The sequence below is a fragment of the Nafulsella turpanensis ZLM-10 genome (assembly GCF_000346615.1).
GTDB classification, from domain to species: Bacteria; Bacteroidota; Bacteroidia; order Cytophagales; family Cyclobacteriaceae; genus Nafulsella; species Nafulsella turpanensis.
Genome location: NZ_ANNU01000018.1, coordinates 1 through 19,496, shown reverse-complemented (window position 1 = coordinate 19,496; position 19,496 = coordinate 1). Strand labels below are relative to the sequence as shown.

The window sequence follows — 19,496 nt, the reverse complement described above, 5'->3', positions numbered from 1 at the left end:
ATTGTAGATTTGTCATGGCATAAATAAGATAATTCTACCCAAACCGTCAAAATTTTTACCATAGAATGAAGATCGATCTGACCCGTTTCGAGAAGTTTGAAACACGGCATAATGGCGCTGACGAAAGCGGCATCCGTCACATGCTGGATAAAGTAGGAGCTGATTCTATTGATACCCTCATAGACCAGACCATCCCTGCGTCGATTCGCCTGAAAAAAGAGCTGCAACTGCCGGCTGCACAAAGCGAGTATGAGTTTTTAAAAGATTTTAAAGTACTGGCTAACCAGAATAGGCTCTACCGCTCTTATATCGGGCAGGGCTACTACAATACCATTGTTCCTTCTGTAATTCTGCGAAACGTACTGGAGAACCCGGGTTGGTATACTGCCTATACTCCTTACCAGGCCGAAATTGCCCAGGGCCGCCTCGAGGCGCTGGTGAACTTCCAGACCATGGTAATGGATCTGACGGGAATGGAAATTGCAAATGCCTCTCTGCTCGACGAGGGAACCGCTGCCTCTGAAGCCATGACCATGCTGTCCGGCCTCCGTAAGGGCGCTAAAAAGAAAGCGAATAAGTTTTTTGTTGATCAGAATACCTTCCTGCAAACGCTCGACATCCTTAAAACCCGCGCTATACCGGTTGGAATTGAACTGGTGGTAGGCGATGTGGAAACGCTTGACCTGCAGGATGAGAATTTATATGGTGTGCTGCTGCAGTACCCCAATAAATGGGGCGCGGTAAAAGACTACAGCCGCTTTGTGGCTGAGGCTAAAGCACAGAATGTTTTTGTGGCCTTTGCCGCTGACCTGCTGAGCCTTACCCTGCTTACCCCTCCGGGCGAAATGGGAGCCGATGTAGTGGTAGGAACTTCGCAGCGCTTAGGGGTACCTATGGGCTACGGCGGACCGCATGCTGCTTATTTTGCAACCAAAGATGAGTACAAGCGCCAGATACCGGGCCGTATTATTGGTGTATCGAAAGACAGGACCGGCAAAAACGCTTTCCGGATGGCGTTGCAAACCCGCGAACAGCATATTCGCCGCGAAAAAGCTACTTCCAACATTTGTACCGCACAGGTACTGCTGGCTGTAATGGCCGGTTTTTATGGTGTATACCACGGTCCGCAGGGCTTGAAGCGGATTGCGGGCCGCACACACCTGCTTACCCAAAAGCTGGCAGGCGTACTGGAGAAAATCGGCTATCAGCAGCTGAATGAGGCCTACTTCGATACCCTGGCGGTAGAATTGGGTTCAGCCGAAAAGCTTGAAGAGCTACGCAAAGCGGCGCTGGAAAAGGAAATGAACCTGAACTACCGCCCCGATACCACCATTGTAACTCTTTCGCTCGATGAAACAACCCGATTGAGAGATGTGGAGGACCTGGCGGCGGTATTTGCTGCAGTAGCAGGTAAGGAAGCTCCGGCAATTGATAGTGAAGCAGCAGAACTGAAACTGCAGGTTCCCGAGGCTTTGATTCGTCGTACGGCCTATATGGAACACCCGGTATTTAACAGCTATCATATCGAGCACGAAATGCTGCGCTACATCAAGCGTTTGGAAAATAAAGACCTTTCGCTGGTGCATAGCATGATATCTCTCGGCTCCTGTACCATGAAGCTCAATGCCACAACCGAAATGATTCCGGTTACGTGGCCGGAGTGGGGGGGTGTGCATCCTTTTGCGCCTAAAGACCAGGCCGCAGGTTACCAGGAAATGTTCCGCCGCCTCGAAAGCTGGCTATGTGAAATTACCGGATTTGCCGCCACCTCTCTGCAACCTAACTCAGGTGCACAGGGCGAGTATGCCGGCCTTATGGTGATTCGTGCTTACCACGAGAGCAGGGGCGAAGGACAGCGTAATGTTTCCCTCATTCCATCTTCCGCCCATGGTACCAACCCTGCATCGGCTGTAATGGCGGGTATGGAAGTAGTAATTGTGAAGTGCGACGAGCGTGGCAATATTGATGTAGAAGACCTCAAAGCCAAGGCAGAAAAGCATAAAGACCAGCTCTCCTGCTTAATGGTGACTTACCCATCTACCCACGGGGTATTTGAAGAAGCCATTATTGAAATCTGCGAAACCATTCATCAGTATGGCGGACAGGTATATATGGATGGGGCGAATATGAACGCACAGGTTGGGCTTACTTCGCCGGCCAATATTGGTGCGGATGTTTGCCACCTGAACCTGCACAAAACTTTCTGTATTCCTCACGGTGGCGGTGGACCTGGTATGGGCCCAATTGGAGTGGCAGCACACCTGGCACCTTTCCTGCCGGGGAATCCAATGGCGAAAGCCGGTGGCGAAAAAGCGATTAGTGCGGTATCGGCAGCGCCATGGGGCAGTGCCAGCATCCTTACCATCTCCTATGCTTATATTGCCATGATGGGTGCCGAAGGCCTGAAGAAAGCTACGCAAATGGCCATCCTGAATGCTAACTACATCAAGGCCCGGCTCAAGGGCCATTACGATGTGTTGTATGCCGGTAAAAATGGCCGCTGCGCACACGAAATGATTATCGATTGCCGCGACTTTAAGAAAGCGGATGTGGAAGTGGAGGATATTGCCAAGCGCCTGATGGACTATGGTTTCCACTCTCCAACTGTTAGCTTCCCGGTGGCGGGTACCATGATGATAGAGCCAACTGAAAGTGAATCTCCCGCTGAGCTTGACCGCTTCTGCGATGCCCTCATTGAAATCAGAAACGAAATTCGTGAAATAGAAGAGGGTAAGGCTGATAAGGAAAGTAATGTGCTGAAAAATGCACCCCATACAGCCGAAGTGGCCTTATCCGATAACTGGACCCTTCCTTACAGCCGCCAGAAGGCAGTTTATCCGCTGGAATGGGTAAAAGGAATGAAGTTCTGGCCAACGGTAAGCCGGATCGATAGCGCCTATGGCGACCGCAACCTGATGTGTAGCTGTATTCCTGTGGAAATGTATGAGCAATCAGAAGAGCAGGAAGCAATGGCTGTTTAAATAATTGTTTTAGAAAACAAGAAGAGGCTGCCCATCACAGGCAGCCTCTTTTTTTGGAATGAATCAGGTGCATTAGCTAAATGGCCTGTCCACGTTTAGCTGCTGCTGTATTTATTTTATGTTTGCGATTGGTGCTGCGGAATGCTCCTGTTCCAGGGTTTCAATAGTTTGTCGTACCGCTTCCTGAGGAGGGGTGGGTTTTAGTCCGAATCTTTTGTCGAACTTACTGCTGTCGAAGAAGTAGTCCCTGTCGTACTGGTAATTCATTTCCCTGAATTCCCGCATAAGGGGCATAAAAACACCCAGGGAGCTGAGTAGCCAGGCAGGCAGTTCGCGGTAACGGGCTTTAACCTCCATTTCCTGTGCAAAGAGTTCAATCCACTGTTTTCCGGTAAGAGGTGCATGGTGGGTAGGTAGGTGCCACACCTGCTTATAAGCAGCGGGAGTATTCCCTAAAAGAGCGGTGGCTTTAGCAGCATCGAGGGTATAGGTAAAGGAATGGACTTTATTAACATCTGCAAACCAGTCGGCTTTTTTTCCCTTCCGGAAGTTCTTATACACCATCTCCACCGGGATGCTGTTTTTAGGACCGATGAAGTCAGCCGCACGGGCAATAAGAGCCGTTAGCTCATTCCGCTCAAGCTCTGCAAGCAGCATCTGGGCAATCTGCTCCCTTACGGCTCCTTTTTTACTTACCGGTCGTACAGGGGTTTCTTCCGTCATGTGGTATACATATTTTGAATCATACATATACACATTATCAAAGAACACCAGTTTAGCATCGTACTTCTTACAGGCGCCAATGACCCGCCGCATGAGGGGAGGCCAGTTTTTGCGCCAAGCCTTTATATTATATTCAAAGCCTACGGTCAGGTATACCACCTTAGAGCCTTCAATGGCCCTGTCGACCTGCGATACATCAGAAAGGTCGGCAGGGAAAAGAGTATCTGTGGTATTTACCTTTTGCGGGTTTCTGCTCACCAGCCTGATATTTCTGGTATACTGGTGGAGTTCCCGGGCTAACTGATGGCCAATGGCACCACCGGCGCCTAATATCGTTTGCATAATAATTTCAAAGCTTAAAACTAAAAAGGGACCAACTGGAAATAGGGCGAAGGTAAGGAAATGGCAGAAAGCTTACAAACTGAAATGGATTAGCGGTAGTTAAGGAAGCAGAATAATTAAACAAGATGATGAAAAAAGAAAGCCTGCTGTATCCTTTTTGCTGCAAGTGCTAGCCAGCTTTTCCAAGAAATATTTTGTTGCAGGCATCTCAGAAAAATAAAAAACGGCCAGTCTTTCAACCAGCCGCTCTTCACCTTTAACAAAACTACTAACAACAAACAACTCTCGAACTCAGATTACACGTTTAACAGAGGATTATCTTTAGTTCTTTAATTCTTCTATCCAGATACTGATATCGTGGGGGGCGGTTTCATCACCACCGAAGTAAGGGAACAGTTTATATCCTTCAGCTGTGGCCTCGCACTGGCGGGGCATTTCTACTTCTTTCTCGTTTAGCCGGAAGCGGTAATTATTATCTTCGAAGCTAATTTCATACTCATTAAACACACCCAGCGAAACAGTATCTACGAAAGCTGAATTTCTTTCGCCATTTACATAGGTATATGCCCATATTTCCAGCTGCTCTTCGTGCCACCTCCAGCCGAAGCGGGCGCTGTTGGTATGGTGGTAGCTGTTGCAGTCGGCCATTCCGTACAGCTTATTGATGTCGGCCTGGTTGGCAGGATCAATAGTGGAGTAAATGGCGGTACTATCAAAAAGGGCATTAAACTTTAACTGGTCCAGCGCAACATTTTCAAAACTTAGGGTTGCGTGGTGCTCACCGGTCAGGATTACATATTTTTCAATATCAGCCGCAGCGGCGGCTTCTTTTGCCGTACCCGGCACCTCTGCCTGTTCCGGTACCACTTCTGTCATTTCTTCGCAGGCGCCCAGTAACATAAGGCTACTGATGGCTAACGCTAAAATGGTATTATTTCTTCTACTACACATTCCCATCCCTATTTTTTCTACTTATTTAACTAGCTGAGTGTATTAGTATTACAATGATACAAAACTTATAACTCTGTTGTGCGGCAGATATTGTTGGATGGTACAGAAGTAATATTAATAGAAAATAAAAAAGCCCTTCCGGAAGGAAAGGCTCTTCTAACAGGGTGACTGCTAATAATTTACACATTTACATGCCGTTCGGCATGGTAAGAAGAACGTACCAAAGGGCCGGATTCCACATATTTAAGTCCTCTTTTCAGGCCTTCCTCCCGGTAAGCATCAAATAAATCGGGGTGGATAAATTCGGCCACCTCAATATGCATTTTAGTAGGCTGCAGATATTGCCCTAAGGTAAGGATGTCGCAGCCATGCGCGGCCAGATCGTCCATTGCCTTGTGTACCTCGTCCGGCGTTTCGCCCAGGCCAAGCATAATGCCTGTTTTAGTGCGTTTGCCGTACTCCTTGGTGAGCTTTATCTGGTCAAGGCTACGCTGGTATTTTGCCTGTGGCCTCACGCGGCGGTACAGGCGCTCTACCGTTTCCATATTGTGCGAAACCACTTCCTGCCCGGCACTAATCATGCGGTAGAGGGCATCCCAATTGCTTTTCACATCAGGGATAAGCGTTTCGATAGTGGTTTCGGGGCTTAGCTTCTTGGTTTCTACCACGGTCTGGTACCAGATTTCGGCACCACGGTCTTTTAGTTCATCGCGGTTTACCGAAGTAAGGACGGCATGTTTAACTCCCATCAGCTTAATGGCTTCGGCTACACGACGAGGTTCGTCCTCATCGTACTCCGGCGGCCGGCCGGTTGCTACGGCACAAAAGCTGCAGCTACGGGTACATACGTTGCCTAATATCATAAAAGTGGCAGTGCCGGCGCCCCAGCATTCGCCCATATTCGGGCAGTTGCCACTCTCGCAAATGGTATGAAGTTTATATTGGTCGACTAATTTGCGAACGCTCGCATATTCTTTTCCTACCGGAAGCTTTACGCGCAACCAGTCAGGCTTTTTACGCTTGCTCGCTTCTTCTGATATCACTGGTAATTCTATCATCTGAGCCTTTCGTTGTTCATTAACAAAGGTAGGCAATTCTGCGGACTTCACCCAGGCTTAACATGGGCTAACTTCGGCTGCCAAAAAAGAAGAAAGTAAGATAAGCTGAGGGGAAAAACCATTGGGTATCTGCCTCAGATAATATTTGAATGCGCTTAGGGAAGGCTTCGAGCAGGAGGCCCAGCTCCAAGCCGCTGATGTTCGATTCGAAGGTGCCAAACTCAAAGCCAACACCGGTACGAACATGCAGACCCGGGCTTATTTTAGATTCTCCAATACCCTGGAGCGGCCGCCCCGGCCCGTAAATGCCACTGGGGTTAAGTCCTGGCCGGTAAGGAATGGAATTGGCATAGTTGCCTGAGCCATCAGCATACTCTACATAGTAAGGCGAAATAATGCCAATCGAAGGCCCTGCCGACGCCAGTACATTTACCTGAACGCCCTGCTGTACCCCTCTTTTAAACACTATTTTTTCGAGCCCAAGGCTAAAGCGCAACGAATATAAATAGTTAACTTTACCCAGTATAAAGGTGCCGCCGGAGAAAGAAGGATAGCGGGTTTCCTTGGCATGTTTTACGTTTACTGCTTCAAAGGTAAGACTCCGGTAAAGTCCCGGCCGAAGAAGGGTGGAATATTTGAAAGTAAGGCCTCCTAAACCAACAATACCGCCATTGGTATTGAGGTTTACACCACCCACAAACTCACGGGTATATTCTTCCTCTTCATCGTCCTGTGCCTGTAAAGAAGAAATGCCTGCCAGGGAAAAAAATAAGAGCAGGAGCAGAGTGTTGAGCGGTTGAGCCTTCATGCCAGCGAAAGAGGTTTGTCTATAAAAATATGAATTAATAAATTAACAAAAAAGAACCCTATAAGTTTATGCCAACCATAGAAGGAAAATACCTGGGAAGCTTACGGACGGAAGCTACCCACTTAAAATCGTCTAACAGAATCATTACCGATGCCCCTGTGGATAATCAGGGAAAGGGTGAGGCTTTTTCGCCTACCGATTTGGTATGCGCGGCACTCGGCAGCTGTATGATGACGATTATGGGGATTGTAGCCCAGCGGGAAGATATCTCCCTCGAAGGCCTGTCCCTCAGCACCACCAAACATATGGCCGCAGAGCCGCGCCGTATATCGAAGATTGAAATCCACTTCAGCTGGAAAAATGCCCCCGCTTTAAGTGCGGCCCAGGTACAAAAGCTGAAGAATGCGGCACGCACCTGCCCGGTTGCACTAAGCCTTCATCCGGAAATTGAGCAGGTGATCAATTTTGATTTTTGATGTCCCTTTATGATAGAAAACAGCTGGCGTACATGCTGTTCTATAAGAAGAAAAGAGGCAGCCTTAAAAATTAAAGCTGCCTCTTTTAGATTTATCTCCCTGGCTTTTCTTTAGCCTAATTCCTTCTGAAGCTCTTTATAAGAGATATTCGAATGAGAGCGGTGGTAGGTACACTTGCCATTACGTATGAGCAGGAGCTGTGGCGATTCGTGCTGAACATTAAATATTTCGGCTACCTTTCCGGAAACCGGGCGGTAACTGATGAGGTCGAGAAAGTAAGGCTCTACCCCTTTCATTTCCTCCTCTTTCCAGGAACGCTCGAACCAGCTGAGAGCCATCTGGCTTACCGGACAGCGGGTGCTGTGCTTGAAAATAATGATTGCTTTATCGGCTGAGTGCTCTTTTATGGCCTCCAGTGCTTGTTCAGAATTAAGTTGATTCCACTTCATATTACCATTCTCTGCTTTTATCCCAAATTTCTCCTTCATCCCCATCGTAACGGGGCTTCTTTGCCTCTTCTTTTACAACCTCCGGCTGGCCACGGTCCCATAGTTTGTTCCACCACCTGTGGAGCCCGCGCCTGCGCTCTGCCATTTCTCTGGAGCGCATCACCACGTTTTTTCGGGCGGCTGCACTTGGATGCATATTTCGATGCCTTGATTTTATCTTAATGCTTCCTTCGTACTGATGCATCTCGTATGAGAGTTCTTCGTAGAAGCGCGATTCCTGCCGGCGACTGAGCACTTTAATATGTCCCCGGAAACCCGTAGCCCTTGTACTACTGTATTGTCTGGCAAGAGAGCGCTTTCTGTCGCTGTGCAGGGTGCCTGGTTCCTTCAGGTACTTCTTTTTAACACGCTCAGTACCTGCATAGTTCGTGCCGACGGTGCTTTCATACTGCCCGGCCATACTCTTCTTTCGCTCAGAATAGTGAGTGCCGGGCTTTTTAACATACTTTTTAGCTATTTTATGGTCGCCGCTGTGGCGGCTTCCTTCATAGCTGCTGTATTTTCTGCCTACTGATTCCTTTCTGTCGCTGTGCAGAGTGCCGGGCTCGTTCATCTCATCCTTACGGACTCTCATGTGCCCGGCATGAGAAGCGGCCTCGGTACTGTTGCCCCACTTCTTCGATAAACTCCCGGGCCTATCCTGATGGTGGACTCCCGGCTCCCGCACCTGCTTTTTAGGGACGCTCCCTCTTCCGGCAAAGCCGGTGCCATTGCGTTGCTGGTGCTTTCTGAATTCCTTTCGGCTATGTTCCTGCCCCTTGCCGGGTTCGCTTATTTCAGAAGGTTTAACACGAATACTACCAGCATGCCGGGTGCCCTGCTGATTATTGTCTATTTCCTGCCGCTTTATTCGTCCTTTATAATGGGTGCCAGGGGCCGGCCCTTCGTTCCGATCTTCTTTCAGCCGACCTGAGAAGATGGTTCGCTGCCGCTCTTCCTTTTTCTGCTTTAGCCTTAGGCTGCGGTTATCGTTGAGTTCGGGTTGATAAAACTTATCTTTTTTAGGAAGTTTTCTCTTTCCACGACTGCCCGGTTTTCTGAGGTCCATGAGGGGTGGCTGAATTTCCATTACATCTGTTCCTCGGTTCTCCTTCGGCTTGGGGTTCTTTTTCTTTCGCTTTTTCTGCTTTTTCTTTTTTACTGTTTCCAGCACCTTGTCCGGATAGCCTCCCTGCGCCATGGCTGCACTGCTCCAGGGCGAAAGTCCGCTGAGGAGGCAGAAGGCCAGCCAGAGGGAAAATCCATATTTAATAATTCGTTGCTTCAAACAGATTTCATTTATCAGAACACAATCCACATTCTATCCACTCTCTGCCTCTTGCAGGTATACCCCCTCTGTCATTCGGTGGGTATCAATACATCCGGCACCTCTTAAAAGGAAACCAGAGATTCAATTTTCTTGGTTAGCCTGTTTTTAGGCAGGAAATTCTGCTCCAGTGGTGGCGCAAAAGGAACGGCGGTATCGAGGCTGGCTTCGCGCATTACCGGGGCATCGAGATACTGGAAGCAATGCTCGGCGATCCAGGCGGCAATTTCCCCGCCGATTCCGCCTGTCAGGCAGTCTTCGTGCAGAATGAGCACCTTTCCGGTTCTTTTAACTGTGGCAGCCACGGCTTCTTTGTCCCATGGCAGCAGACTGCGGAGGTCGAGCAGGTCGATGCTGAGCTCCGGGTGTTCTTCCATATACTGCTTTGCCCAGTGTACTCCCATACCATAGGTAATGATACTCATATCTTCCCCTTCCTGTAGCAGTTTTGCCTTTCCAATCTCTTCTGTATAATAATCGTTTGGAACAGGTCCGCTGAGGGAGCGGTAGAGTGCTTTATGCTCGAAGAAAATAACCGGATTTGGATCTTCCAGCGCAGCATTTAAGAGTCCTTTGGCATCGTGCGGGTTTGAAGGATACACTACTTTTAAGCCTGGAGTGTGGAAGAACCAGGCTTCATTCGACTGGGAGTGAAAAGGGCCTGCCGCTACGCCTGCACCGGTAGGCATACGCACCACTACATCGGCATGCTGCCCCCAGCGATAATGGATTTTAGCAAGGTTATTTACAATCTGGTTAAAGCCGCAGGTAACAAAGTCGGCAAACTGCATCTCCACCATTGCTTTATAGCCGTTAATGCTCAGGCCAAGGCCGGTACCAATAATTGCCGATTCGCAGAGGGGCGTATTTCGTACCCGTTCTTTGCCAAACTGCTGCACAAAGCCTTCGGTAATTTTAAATACCCCTCCATATTCGGCAATATCCTGTCCCATGAGTACCAGGTTCGGATACTTCTCCATACTCTGGCGAAGGGCATCGGAAATGGCATCGACAAAACGTTTTTCTTCTGTCTGCTTACTTTCTGGCTTAATTACTTCCTGCTCGTGAGGGGCATACATGTCCTGCAGCTCCAGAGCGGTATCGGCCACCGGCTCCCCTTCGGCAAAAGCATCTTTTAAGCCTGCTTCTATTTCTTTAGTAATCTGCTTACGGAGTGTGGCTATTTTATCTTCGTTCAGCACCCCTTCCTTCAGCAGGAATTTTTCGTAATTCTCTACCGGATCTTTTTTGCCCCATATTTCGAAGAGCTCCTTTGGAACATATTTGGTGCCTGAAGCCTCTTCGTGGCCGCGCATCCTAAAGGTGAGGGCTTCCACTAAAATTGGGCGTGGATTTTTACGTATATCTGCCGCCAGTTTACGGAGGGTGCCGTACATTTCCAGGATGTTATTTCCATCGAGCTGCACGGTTTCCATTCCATAGCCGGGGCCTTTGTCGATAAAATATTTAAAGCGGAACTGCTCTTCGCTGGGGGTGGAAAGGCCATACCCATTATTTTCTACCAGGAAAATAACCGGCAGGTCCCATACCGCAGCCACATTAAGGGCTTCGTGGAAGTCGCCTTCGCTGCTGGCCCCGTCGCCTGTAAAGGCAAGGGCAATTTTATTTTCTTTTTTAAGCTTATGCGCCAGGGCAATACCATCGGCCAGGGCCATTTGGGGACCGAGGTGCGAAATCATGCCTACGATGTGGTAATCGGGTGCTCCAAAGTGGAAAGAGCGGTCGCGGCCTTTGGTAAAGCCATTTCGCTTGCCCTGGAACTGGCTGAAGAGGCGGTTGAAAGGAACCTTACGAGCGGTAAATACACCCAGGTTACGGTGCATGGGGAGTATATATTCATTATCCTGCAGGGCGAGGGCAGCACTTACCGCCACCCCCTCCTGTCCAATACCGGAAAACCACTTGCTGATTTTGTTCTGGCGTAGGAGGATAAGCATTTTCTCTTCAATCATACGGGGGCGCAGGAGCTCCTCGTAGACATGTAATAAATCTTCGTCGGAAAAATCTTGGCGGTCGAACTTCATAAAATAATAGATATCTGACAAATTTACAGGATTCGCCTTAGCTGCAAAATATTTTTTACTTTTGTGGGGTGGCTGCGTAATGTATTTCAGTAAATTATGCTGAAGTACAGGAACTTGTGCGGCTAAAGGAGGCGAAACAGGCTACTGATCCTTCTCTGTTTGAAAAACTTAAGCAGCCTGAGGCGGGTTGCTTAAACTGAATGTAGATGTAAAAAAGCTCCAGGAGAGCTCCGGAAATACTATGATCGATTATAAAAGTTTTACACTGCCCAATGGTTTGCAGGTTTTTGTACACGAAGATCGTGCAACGCCACTGGCCGCAGTAAATATTATGTATAATGTAGGCTCTCGCGACGAAGAAGAAGAAAAGACGGGTTTTGCGCACCTTTTCGAACATTTAATGTTCGGGGGCTCTAAACATATCGAATCGTACGATGAGCCGCTGCAGCGGGTTGGGGGCGAAAATAATGCCTTTACCTCGCCCGATGTAACCAACTATTATATCACTCTTCCGGCACTGAACCTGGAAACTGCTTTCTGGCTGGAATCTGACCGTATGATGAGCCTTAACTTTAGCCCGAAAGTGCTGGAGGTACAGCGGAAAGTGGTTATTGAAGAGTTTAAACAACGCTACCTGGACCAGCCTTATGGCGATGTGTGGCTGAAACTGCGCCCGCTGGCTTACCGGAAGCATTCCTACCGCTGGGCTACCATTGGAAAAGAAATAAAGCATATCGAAGATGCAACGCTGGACGATGTGCGTAAATTCTTCTTTAAGTTTTACCTGCCGAATAATGCTGTAATGGTGGTGGCCGGCAATGTTACCTTTGAACAGGTAAAGGAGCTGAGCGAAAAATGGTTTGGGCCTATTCCGGCGGGGGAGAAATACATTCGCCAGGTACCGGCAGAGCCACAGCAAACAGAGGCAAGGCTGGAGGTTGCCGAAGGAGAAGTGCCGCTCGATGCCATTTACAAGGCTTACCACATGCCCGGCCGTACCGACATTCGTTATTATACAGCCGATTTGCTGAGTGATGTACTTGGAAGAGGAAAATCAAGTCTTTTATATGATAAGCTGGTGAAGGAGGAAAAGCTGTTTTCGGAGCTGTCGGCCTATGTTACCGGCTCCATAGATCCGGGGCTGCTGGTTATTAGTGGCAAGTTAAGGCCGGGTGTGACCCATCAGCAGGGAGAGGAAGCCATTGAGGCAGTGATTACTGAGGTACGGGAAAAAGGTGTGAGCGAAGAGGAACTGGCGAAGGTAAAGAACCAGGCCGAATCGAGCCTGGTGTTTTCTGAAGTGGACCTGCTTAACCGGGCTATGAATCTTGCTTTCGGTGCCTTACTCGGCCAGCCGGACCTGATTAATAAAGAAGGTGAATACATCCAGGGTGTAAGCGCGGAGGGTATACAGGCGATGGCTCGCCAGATTCTCGTGCCCACCAACTGCTCTACTCTTCATTATAAAGCAAAAAACAATAGTAGTGAGTAGATAGTAGCTGGTAATTGGTACTTGGAAAGCCTCTATCGAAGAAGTGATAGATGGAGAAACAGTATCAATGGTGTCAGCAACTCATGACTCAAGACTCAGGACTAAATTATGATACCAAACAAACCGACATTAAACTTCCGCATAGGCATGGGGTATGATGTACACCAGCTGGAAGAAGGAAAAGACTTTTGGCTTGGCGGCATTAAAATTCCCCATACCCATGGTGCCGTGGGCCATTCCGATGCCGATGTGCTTATCCATGTAATATGCGATGCCTTGCTTGGGGCGGCCAACCTGCGCGATATAGGCTTTCATTTCTCGGATAAGGACCCTCAGTACAAGGGCATTGACAGTAAAATACTGCTTGGGCGGGTCATGGAACTGTTGCGGGAGCATCAGTACGAAGTCGGAAATATCGACGCCACCATTTGTCTGCAGCAGCCAAAGCTGAGTCCGCACATAGAGCAGATGAAGGAGGTGCTGGCCGAAACGATGCACTGCCGCAAAGAGGATGTATCGGTAAAGGCGACCACTACGGAGCGTTTGGGCTTTGTAGGACGCGAAGAAGGGGTATCTGCCTATTGTGTGGCTTTAATTTATAAGGTTGAGGCCAGCGGTGATCTGAATTACCACACCTATAACCGGATATGAGGGAGGTAAAGGTTATTGAAACTGAAGATGGCAGCAGTTCGCTTTTCCTGCCGGAGCTGAATGAGACCTACCACTCCTTTCATGGCGCGCTGGGCGAATCCCGCCATGTATTCATTAAAATGGGATTAGCTCACTGGCGGGAGCAGTTTCTTGATGTCCGTGAACTGCATGTGCTGGAGGTAGGCTTCGGCACCGGCCTCAATGCCTTGCTGTCGCTGGAGGCCGCAGAGCAGGAGAAACTGACTATTAACTTTACCAGCCTGGAGCCTTACCCCATTGCTGCGGAAACTGTTCAGGCCCTCAATTATGGCAGTATGGTGGCGGAAGGTAGGTATGAGAATGACTTCCTCAGGATGCATACCTGCCCCTGGGGAGAAGCCGTAAAAATCAGTCCCTATTTCACGCTCCGGAAAGAGCGATACAAGCTGGAGGACTTCAGCGCAACAGCTACCTATGACCTTATCTTTTTCGATGCTTTTGCCCCCAGCAAACAGGCTGAACTGTGGGAAAAAGAACAACTGGAGAAAATAAGCCGGCTGATGGCACCGGGTGCTATATTTACTACTTATTGTGCGAAAGGCCAGCTCAAGCGCGATTTAAAGGCCCTTGGACTGGAGGTGGAAACTCTTCCAGGCGCACCCGGTAAAAAGGAGATGGTGAGGGCCGGTAAAAGCGGAGAAGCCTAAAAGGATTTGCCCGGAGCCGCCGGCAATTAGACTTTACTGCGCGGTAACCTTTATTGAGGCAGCTATTGCAATGGCTGCCACTGCTGCAAGACAGCCCTGATGTCGTATATCCGCGCCTGTTCAAATTCAGGGTAATCTTTGAACCACTTCTGGTTGAGGGGCGAAGGGTGTGGTAGCACAAAGGCAGGTTTGTGGCGGATGCTCAGTTCCTCAAATACCAGCTCCGACAGTTTTTTCTTCGGAAAGAAGTACTGAGCGGCATAGCTGCCAACCAGCAGGTACAGCTGTGGCTGAAAACTCTCCAACAGCCGTGGCATCCAGGTTTCGCTGCAGACTTTTGGCGGCTTATTATCGCCCCCGCCCTTAAGGGCTTTGCCAGGAAAGCAATGTCCCATGGCTGAGATATAAAGGAAATCCTTATTCCAGAACTGCTCCTCATTTAAGGCAAGCCAGTTCCGGAGTCGCCGGCCACTCATATCATTAAAAGGTTTTCCGGTTTCATGGACCCTGCGCGAAGGGGCCTGTCCGATTAGCATAACAGGCGCGGAAGCATGGCCCCAAATCATTGGCCGGGGTTCATGGCTAAAGCTGTGCTGGCATAAGCGGCAGGCGGCAAGCTCTTTTTGAAGGGTTTCTACGGAAGAAGGCATGGTAGCAGAACAAAAGGGAGTCAGGAAAAAATTCCTTTATCAACCAACAACCAACAACCAACAACCAACAACCAACAACCAAAACTAAAAATTGTAAACCTTCTCAGGGGTAACGCAGCTGTCGAGCGGTATGTCCAGTTCGTGCACATCGGTAACAGGCTCTGAAGTGGGACCAAAAAGGGAAAGGCCCACCTTTTGCGTGCCGGGCATACATTCTGACAGAAATCGGTCGTAAAAGCCTGCCCCATAGCCAACCCGCTGGCCTTTCTGGTCGAAAGCTAAAAGAGGGAGGAGCACGAGCTCAATCTTTTGAGCCGGGCATACAGGTGCATCAACCGGCTCCGGTATCCCCAGCTTGCTTTCCTCTATCAGACCACTCTCCTCCAGGAAAAAGTGGTCCATTCGTTTTGCCGTCCAGTTAGTGGTGGATACGATGACTTTGCTTTGTGGCTGTTCCTGCCGTATGCGGTCTACGATAATCCAGGTATTGACCTCCTTTTTATGCCGGATGGGGAGGAAGCAATGAAGATATTTTACTTCTTTCAGTTTTCCACTACCGAAGAGCTGGTCGCAAATCTGCTGGCTCCGTTTATCAACCTCCTCTTCCGACAGGGCCTGGCGCAGTTGCAGGTATTGCTTCCGTAACGCCTCTTTATTCATCGGAAGAAAGGATGTTAAAGCGGAAATCGAAGGGGTGAAGCTCCTGGCTTAACTCTTGCAGGAAACCAGTGTTATTGATATAGAAGTTCAGGAAGCTGTCTTTCCTTTCCTGCAAACTGTTGTCAGGGAAGAGTTTTTCCTTCAGACTGTCGACCTGGCTCAGTGTGGTTTCGTGTTTACGTTCTTCGGCTTTTTTAATTCGCTTTTCTATATTCTCGAGGCTCTTCTGGCTCTTGGCGGCTTCGGCTCCTACAAATCCTTCAAGGCTCTTATCTACAGCAGCTGCTTTTTCCTGAATACGGGCAAAGAGCGCTTCGAGCTCCTTTTGTTCTTCCTGCAGGCTTATTTCCTGCTCGACATTGGCCAAAACCAGCTGCTGCTTGAGCTCGTGCGAATCTTTAAAAAGTTCTACGGCTTCGAGACCTGTTTTTTCGAGTTTATGCTGGCTGGCCTTGTTAATGAGCAGGGCAAAATTGCGGGGGAGCAGGAGGGGAAAGGGAACACCAAAATGGTCAAACACCCTTTTTAACTGCAGCCAGTAAGCAACTTCTGCCGGACCACCCACATAAGCCAGGTTAGGCAGAATCCATTCCTGGTAGAGGGGACGTAGAATTACATTGGGACTAAAGCGCTCCGGGTGCTGCTCCACTTCCTGCAGCAGCTCTTCTTCGGAAAAGGTGAGCTCCGTATTCAACACCTTAAATTCATTCCCTTCCCTGACAATGCGCTCCCGAAGGCCTGGCTTCATATAAAAGAAGTTGATCTCGCGCGGGAAAACCTGGTCTTTATAACCCATTTCCTTAAGCCTGGCTGACTGCTCTTCTACTAAGCGGTTGGCCTGGTTTTCGAGTAAATCTGCTTTAATGATATCAGTGAAAGAAGCCTTTAGTTTCGGGTGGCTGGCATCGAGTACGAGCAGCCCTTCTTTGGCAAACAGCTCATGTACATACTGGCGGGTAGCAGCAGACAGCGTTTTGTTCTCGGTATAGGCTTTCTCAAAGACGGGGAGAGACTCCGGAAGTTCTTTTAACAGGCTACTTAACCCATTTGGGGAAAAAGCACCAACAGGTCCTTTTTGGCTGCTCTCCCAGCGATACTCCTTGCCGAAAAGCCTGAAATTATTAATTTCCTCAAAATCGTGATCTTCTGAAGCCATCCAGTAAACCGGTACAAAATGGTAGTCGGGGTACTTCTGGCTCAGCTCGCGGCAGGTATTAATGGTGGTAATAATTTTGTAGATAAAGTAGAGTGGGCCGGTAAAGATGTTGAGCTGGTGTCCGGTAGTAACGGTAAAAGTATTGTCGAGGCCGAGCAAGCGAATATTTTCCTGTACGGCATCTGCTGTGGGGAGGCCGCTGTACTGTTCGATTAATACCTCCTGTAAATTAGCCCGATACTGAGAAGAGAATTGCTTCTGTTGAATTTGTGGCTGGAAGCTGGCAGGAGAGGGGGGAAGGTGGTAGAAGCTTTTTAATTCAGGTTTTCCCTTGAGGTAGTCTAAAAAAAGGGGAGAGAATTGTTGAAGCTGATCCAGTTCTATCTTTTCTGATCTCATAAAAGTAAGGTCGATAATTCAGCACAAATATAAGGGCATTCCAGGGCACCGCATGAAATCAGGACTGTTTTCTTCCGGAAATGTTTATGGAGATAGGGTGAAAAACAGAAACCAGCCATGGTAACTTTCCAGGACTGAGGAGCTTAATTGAAGTTTAAACTTTATTTTTCAAGCCACTTTTTTTACCTGTGCTCCTTCCGGGATCAGGTACTTTCGGCCATTGCCCAGGTCGGTGCAAATTGCCCGGGTTCTTTTCTTTCCTTCTTTTACAAAGGTACGATCCTTGAAAATAAATTTGCTGCCCTGGTCAAGATGGGCAAGCAGCAGGCTTTCTTCAATTCCTGTATCATACCTGCGGAGCGCCAGGGATAAGGGCAGGTAGCCGCTGGAGCTGGCAGCAGGCTTTTGAAGATAATCCTTGAAAGCTTTTAATACATCAGCAGGAAAAACGTCTGTATTGAGGAGTGGATAAGCGAGCTTTCGGAAGCTTTGCTGCCACTCCGGCCCATGTGGTTTTACTTTTTGTCCATGCTGCCGGTAGTTGTCGACATGTGCCACCTCATGAATATAGGTAACCAGAAAAGCATAAGGATTAAGTCCTTTGTTTACCGTTACCTGATAGGTCTTTTTAATTTTATCGTACCGGAAGTCTCCCAGTTTGGTTTGGCGGTCCCTGCTAATTTTAAAGTTAAACTGATAAAGCAGCCACAAGTCGCAGCAGTAATCGATAGCGGCTCCTGGAAAATGGGCGGCGCTCACTTTATAAAATTGATCTTTCTTCACAAACGTCTTTCTTCTAATTCTGCACAGGATAAAATTTTAAAAATTATGCCTGTTATGGCAGCTTTTATTTAGCAAAAATAATAACAAATTATTGTCTGTGAGGGCTTGGAAAATAATTATTTAGAGAATTCTGTACAAAAAAGAAGAGCTTTGCCAGTCGGCAAAGCTCTTCTTTTTTGTACCTATTAAAGTAGTAGCAAAGTAGTGGAAAGACTACTCAATTACTTCTTCGTTTTCGATTTCATCCACTACCTCGGCATCTGAAGTATCTACATCTATCTCAGTTTCTTTTTCAATAGTTACTTCTCTTTCTTTGACAACTACAGCAGTATCAGTTAATACTTCAGTTTCAGTTTCAGTTTCTGACGTCTCGCTTGAATCGCATGATGCGAAAAAGAGACCAGCAGCAAACATGGTAAAAAGTAATTTTTTCATGGTCTGGTTTTGTTTAGTTGTGGTTTTAGAAATAATAATCTTTATCAATTAGTTCTCAATTGTGTCTGTTAACGCCAGTTTTACTCGGTTTACAAACAGGGAATAAAGACGTAATTTTTAAAGTTAGGTTTTGGTTTAAGACTCAAATATATATATTATTTCGAAATTACCACTTTTAGACCATTATTTTTTCCTGAAGTAAAGCCTAATGGGAACTCCTGTGAAATCGAAGTGTGAGCGTAATTTATTTTCCAGGTAGCGCTCATAAGGAGGCTTAATGTACTGCGGCAGATTACAGAAAAAGGCAAAAGTGGGTACACGGCCGGGTAACTGGGTAATGTACTTGATTTTAATGTATTTGCCCTTGATGGATGGAGGAGGGTAATTTTCAATTTCCTTCAGCATCACATCATTAATGGTGGAGGTGGAGATTTTCTTCTGCTTGTTCTCATTTACCTCTACTGCCTTTTCTATTGCCTGGAAAATTCGCTGCTTTTTTAGGACAGAGATAAACATAATTGGAATGTAGTCCAGCGGCCCCAGTCTTTCTTTGATAGTGTCCTCAAAATGTTTGGCGGTCATGCTGTCCTTATCAGTTACTAAATCCCATTTATTTACCAGCAATACTATACCCTTATTATAGCGGTGAGCCAGTGAAATAATACTCATATCCTGGGCTTCGAAGCCCCGTTCCGCATCGATCATGACAATGCAAACGTCAGAATCCTGCAGTGCCTGAATAGAGCGGAGAACGGAAAAGAATTCTATATCATCCTTGCTGCGGCTCTTTTTACGCAAGCCAGCCGTATCCGTCAGGATAAAATCCTTCCCGAACATTTTATAATGGGTGTTGATGGCGTCGCGGGTAGTGCCGGCAATATCTGTAACAATGCTGCGCTCATTACCTAACAGCATATTAAGGAAGCTTGACTTACCAACATTCGGGCGGCCCAAAATAGCTATCCGTGGAATTTCGGCATCAGGATCTTCTATACCTTCATCCTCAAAGTGCGATACCACCTTATCGAGCAGGTCGCCGGTGCCGGAGCCGCTTGCGGAGGAAATCGGGTGCACTTCTCCTAAGCCCAGTCCATAGAATTCTCCTGCAGAAAAGGCAGCCTGATGGGTGTCGGCTTTATTGGCCACCACATAAACCGGCTTCTTCGACTGGCGAACCACCCTGGCAAAATCCTGATCCAGGCCGGTGAGCCCTTCCCGGACATCGACCATAAACAAAATAACGGAGGCTTCTTCCACGGCAAGTTTTACCTGTGTGCGAATGGCTTCTTCAAAAATGTCATCTGAGCCTTCAACATACCCTCCTGTATCGATAACGGTAAAATGCTTGCCCACCCACTCGGCATATCCATAGTGGCGGTCGCGGG

18 protein-coding genes are annotated in these 19,496 nt (G+C 48.0%); 5 read left to right on the top strand and 13 right to left on the bottom strand.

Annotated elements, in window-relative coordinates; genetic code table 11:
• The first annotated feature begins 65 nt into the window (after positions 1-65).
• Entirely contained in the window at positions 66-2,981 is a 2,916-nt protein-coding gene (gcvP, locus tag F752_RS0108410; RefSeq protein WP_017731289.1) for an aminomethyl-transferring glycine dehydrogenase, read from the top strand.
• 111 nt (positions 2,982-3,092) lie between these two features.
• Here gcvP and F752_RS23745 read toward each other — a convergent pair whose 3' ends face one another.
• The 4 genes from F752_RS23745 to F752_RS0108385 form a co-directional block, all read right to left on the bottom strand.
• Positions 3,093-4,046: an NAD-dependent epimerase/dehydratase family protein gene (locus F752_RS23745; RefSeq protein WP_017731288.1), complete on the bottom strand. Its 954-nt coding sequence runs from the start codon at positions 4,044-4,046 to the stop codon at positions 3,093-3,095.
• A 321-nt stretch (positions 4,047-4,367) separates the two neighbouring features.
• Complete coding sequence (locus F752_RS23740; RefSeq protein ID WP_152425074.1) at positions 4,368-4,997, bottom strand: hypothetical protein; 630 nt, start codon at positions 4,995-4,997, stop codon at positions 4,368-4,370.
• Between the two features lie 179 nt (positions 4,998-5,176).
• The gene (gene lipA / locus F752_RS0108390) at positions 5,177-6,055 is read right to left on the bottom strand and encodes a lipoyl synthase (protein ID WP_017731285.1); all 879 of its coding nucleotides are present in this window, start codon (positions 6,053-6,055) and stop codon (positions 5,177-5,179) included.
• 67 nt (positions 6,056-6,122) lie between these two features.
• Positions 6,123-6,863: a hypothetical protein gene (locus F752_RS0108385; RefSeq protein ID WP_017731284.1), complete on the bottom strand. Its 741-nt coding sequence runs from the start codon at positions 6,861-6,863 to the stop codon at positions 6,123-6,125.
• A gap of 68 nt (positions 6,864-6,931) precedes the next feature.
• On the opposite strand from F752_RS0108385, the gene F752_RS0108380 reads away from it, so the two are divergent.
• Positions 6,932-7,339: an OsmC family protein gene (locus F752_RS0108380; protein WP_017731283.1), complete on the top strand. Its 408-nt coding sequence runs from the start codon at positions 6,932-6,934 to the stop codon at positions 7,337-7,339.
• A gap of 110 nt (positions 7,340-7,449) precedes the next feature.
• Here F752_RS0108380 and ytxJ read toward each other — a convergent pair whose 3' ends face one another.
• The 3 genes from ytxJ to F752_RS0108360 all read right to left on the bottom strand — a co-directional run bounded on the left by ytxJ (position 7,450) and on the right by F752_RS0108360 (position 11,199).
• The gene (ytxJ, locus tag F752_RS0108370) at positions 7,450-7,788 is read right to left on the bottom strand and encodes a bacillithiol system redox-active protein YtxJ (protein ID WP_026135604.1); all 339 of its coding nucleotides are present in this window, start codon (positions 7,786-7,788) and stop codon (positions 7,450-7,452) included.
• 1 nt (position 7,789) lies between these two features.
• On the bottom strand, positions 7,790-9,115 hold the full coding sequence (locus F752_RS0108365; protein ID WP_017731280.1) for a hypothetical protein: 1,326 nt from the start codon (positions 9,113-9,115) through the stop codon (positions 7,790-7,792).
• A 104-nt stretch (positions 9,116-9,219) separates the two neighbouring features.
• Positions 9,220-11,199 (bottom strand): alpha-ketoacid dehydrogenase subunit alpha/beta, encoded by a 1,980-nt coding sequence (locus F752_RS0108360; RefSeq protein WP_017731279.1) that lies wholly within the window; start codon positions 11,197-11,199, stop codon positions 9,220-9,222.
• A 241-nt stretch (positions 11,200-11,440) separates the two neighbouring features.
• Here F752_RS0108360 and F752_RS0108355 point away from each other — a divergent pair, with 241 nt between their 5' ends.
• From F752_RS0108355 to mnmD, 3 genes are all read left to right on the top strand, one after another.
• Positions 11,441-12,691 (top strand): M16 family metallopeptidase, encoded by a 1,251-nt coding sequence (locus F752_RS0108355; protein ID WP_026135603.1) that lies wholly within the window; start codon positions 11,441-11,443, stop codon positions 12,689-12,691.
• 108 nt (positions 12,692-12,799) lie between these two features.
• Positions 12,800-13,342: a 2-C-methyl-D-erythritol 2,4-cyclodiphosphate synthase gene (ispF, locus tag F752_RS0108350; RefSeq protein ID WP_040664478.1), complete on the top strand. Its 543-nt coding sequence runs from the start codon at positions 12,800-12,802 to the stop codon at positions 13,340-13,342.
• Positions 13,339-14,028 carry a tRNA (5-methylaminomethyl-2-thiouridine)(34)-methyltransferase MnmD gene (gene mnmD, locus F752_RS0108345; RefSeq protein ID WP_017731276.1) on the top strand — a complete coding sequence of 230 codons (690 nt, stop codon included), beginning with the start codon at positions 13,339-13,341 and terminating at the stop codon, positions 14,026-14,028. Before ispF ends, mnmD begins: the two co-directional genes overlap by 4 nt.
• Positions 14,029-14,090: 62 nt before the next feature.
• Here mnmD and F752_RS0108340 read toward each other — a convergent pair whose 3' ends face one another.
• The 6 genes from F752_RS0108340 to der form a co-directional block, all read right to left on the bottom strand.
• Positions 14,091-14,678: a uracil-DNA glycosylase family protein gene (locus F752_RS0108340; protein WP_017731275.1), complete on the bottom strand. Its 588-nt coding sequence runs from the start codon at positions 14,676-14,678 to the stop codon at positions 14,091-14,093.
• Between the two features lie 84 nt (positions 14,679-14,762).
• On the bottom strand, positions 14,763-15,338 hold the full coding sequence (locus tag F752_RS0108335; RefSeq protein WP_017731274.1) for a 5-formyltetrahydrofolate cyclo-ligase: 576 nt from the start codon (positions 15,336-15,338) through the stop codon (positions 14,763-14,765).
• The gene (gene bshC / locus F752_RS0108330) at positions 15,331-16,893 is read right to left on the bottom strand and encodes a bacillithiol biosynthesis cysteine-adding enzyme BshC (RefSeq protein WP_017731273.1); all 1,563 of its coding nucleotides are present in this window, start codon (positions 16,891-16,893) and stop codon (positions 15,331-15,333) included. The genes F752_RS0108335 and bshC overlap by 8 nt, the downstream gene beginning before the upstream one ends.
• Before the next feature lie 168 nt (positions 16,894-17,061).
• Positions 17,062-17,676, bottom strand: a complete 615-nt coding sequence (locus F752_RS0108325; protein WP_017731272.1) for a SprT family zinc-dependent metalloprotease — start codon at positions 17,674-17,676, stop codon at positions 17,062-17,064.
• Positions 17,677-17,889: 213 nt separating this feature from the next.
• Positions 17,890-18,111, bottom strand: a complete 222-nt coding sequence (locus F752_RS0108320) for a hypothetical protein (RefSeq protein ID WP_152425073.1) — start codon at positions 18,109-18,111, stop codon at positions 17,890-17,892.
• 183 nt (positions 18,112-18,294) lie between these two features.
• A partial coding sequence (gene der, locus F752_RS0108315; protein WP_017731270.1) for a ribosome biogenesis GTPase Der occupies positions 18,295-19,496 on the bottom strand: 1,202 nt, incomplete at its 5' end.

Bases quoted from the DNA above. Each gene is read 5' to 3' on its own strand.
- gcvP (WP_017731289.1), top strand. From the start codon at position 66: ATGAAGATCGATCTGACCCGTTTCGAGAAGTTTGAAACACGGCATAAT.
- F752_RS23745 (WP_017731288.1), bottom strand. From the start codon at position 4,046: ATGCAAACGATATTAGGCGCCGGTGGTGCCATTGGCCATCAGTTAGCC.
- F752_RS23740 (WP_152425074.1), bottom strand. From the start codon at position 4,997: ATGTGTAGTAGAAGAAATAATACCATTTTAGCGTTAGCCATCAGTAGC.
- lipA (WP_017731285.1), bottom strand. From the start codon at position 6,055: ATGATAGAATTACCAGTGATATCAGAAGAAGCGAGCAAGCGTAAAAAG.
- F752_RS0108385 (WP_017731284.1), bottom strand. From the start codon at position 6,863: ATGAAGGCTCAACCGCTCAACACTCTGCTCCTGCTCTTATTTTTTTCC.
- F752_RS0108380 (WP_017731283.1), top strand. From the start codon at position 6,932: ATGCCAACCATAGAAGGAAAATACCTGGGAAGCTTACGGACGGAAGCT.
- ytxJ (WP_026135604.1), bottom strand. From the start codon at position 7,788: ATGAAGTGGAATCAACTTAATTCTGAACAAGCACTGGAGGCCATAAAA.
- F752_RS0108360 (WP_017731279.1), bottom strand. From the start codon at position 11,199: ATGAAGTTCGACCGCCAAGATTTTTCCGACGAAGATTTATTACATGTC.
- F752_RS0108355 (WP_026135603.1), top strand. From the start codon at position 11,441: ATGATCGATTATAAAAGTTTTACACTGCCCAATGGTTTGCAGGTTTTT.
- ispF (WP_040664478.1), top strand. From the start codon at position 12,800: ATGATACCAAACAAACCGACATTAAACTTCCGCATAGGCATGGGGTAT.
- mnmD (WP_017731276.1), top strand. From the start codon at position 13,339: ATGAGGGAGGTAAAGGTTATTGAAACTGAAGATGGCAGCAGTTCGCTT.
- F752_RS0108340 (WP_017731275.1), bottom strand. From the start codon at position 14,678: ATGCCTTCTTCCGTAGAAACCCTTCAAAAAGAGCTTGCCGCCTGCCGC.
- F752_RS0108335 (WP_017731274.1), bottom strand. From the start codon at position 15,338: ATGAATAAAGAGGCGTTACGGAAGCAATACCTGCAACTGCGCCAGGCC.
- bshC (WP_017731273.1), bottom strand. From the start codon at position 16,893: ATGAGATCAGAAAAGATAGAACTGGATCAGCTTCAACAATTCTCTCCC.
- F752_RS0108320 (WP_152425073.1), bottom strand. From the start codon at position 18,111: ATGAAAAAATTACTTTTTACCATGTTTGCTGCTGGTCTCTTTTTCGCA.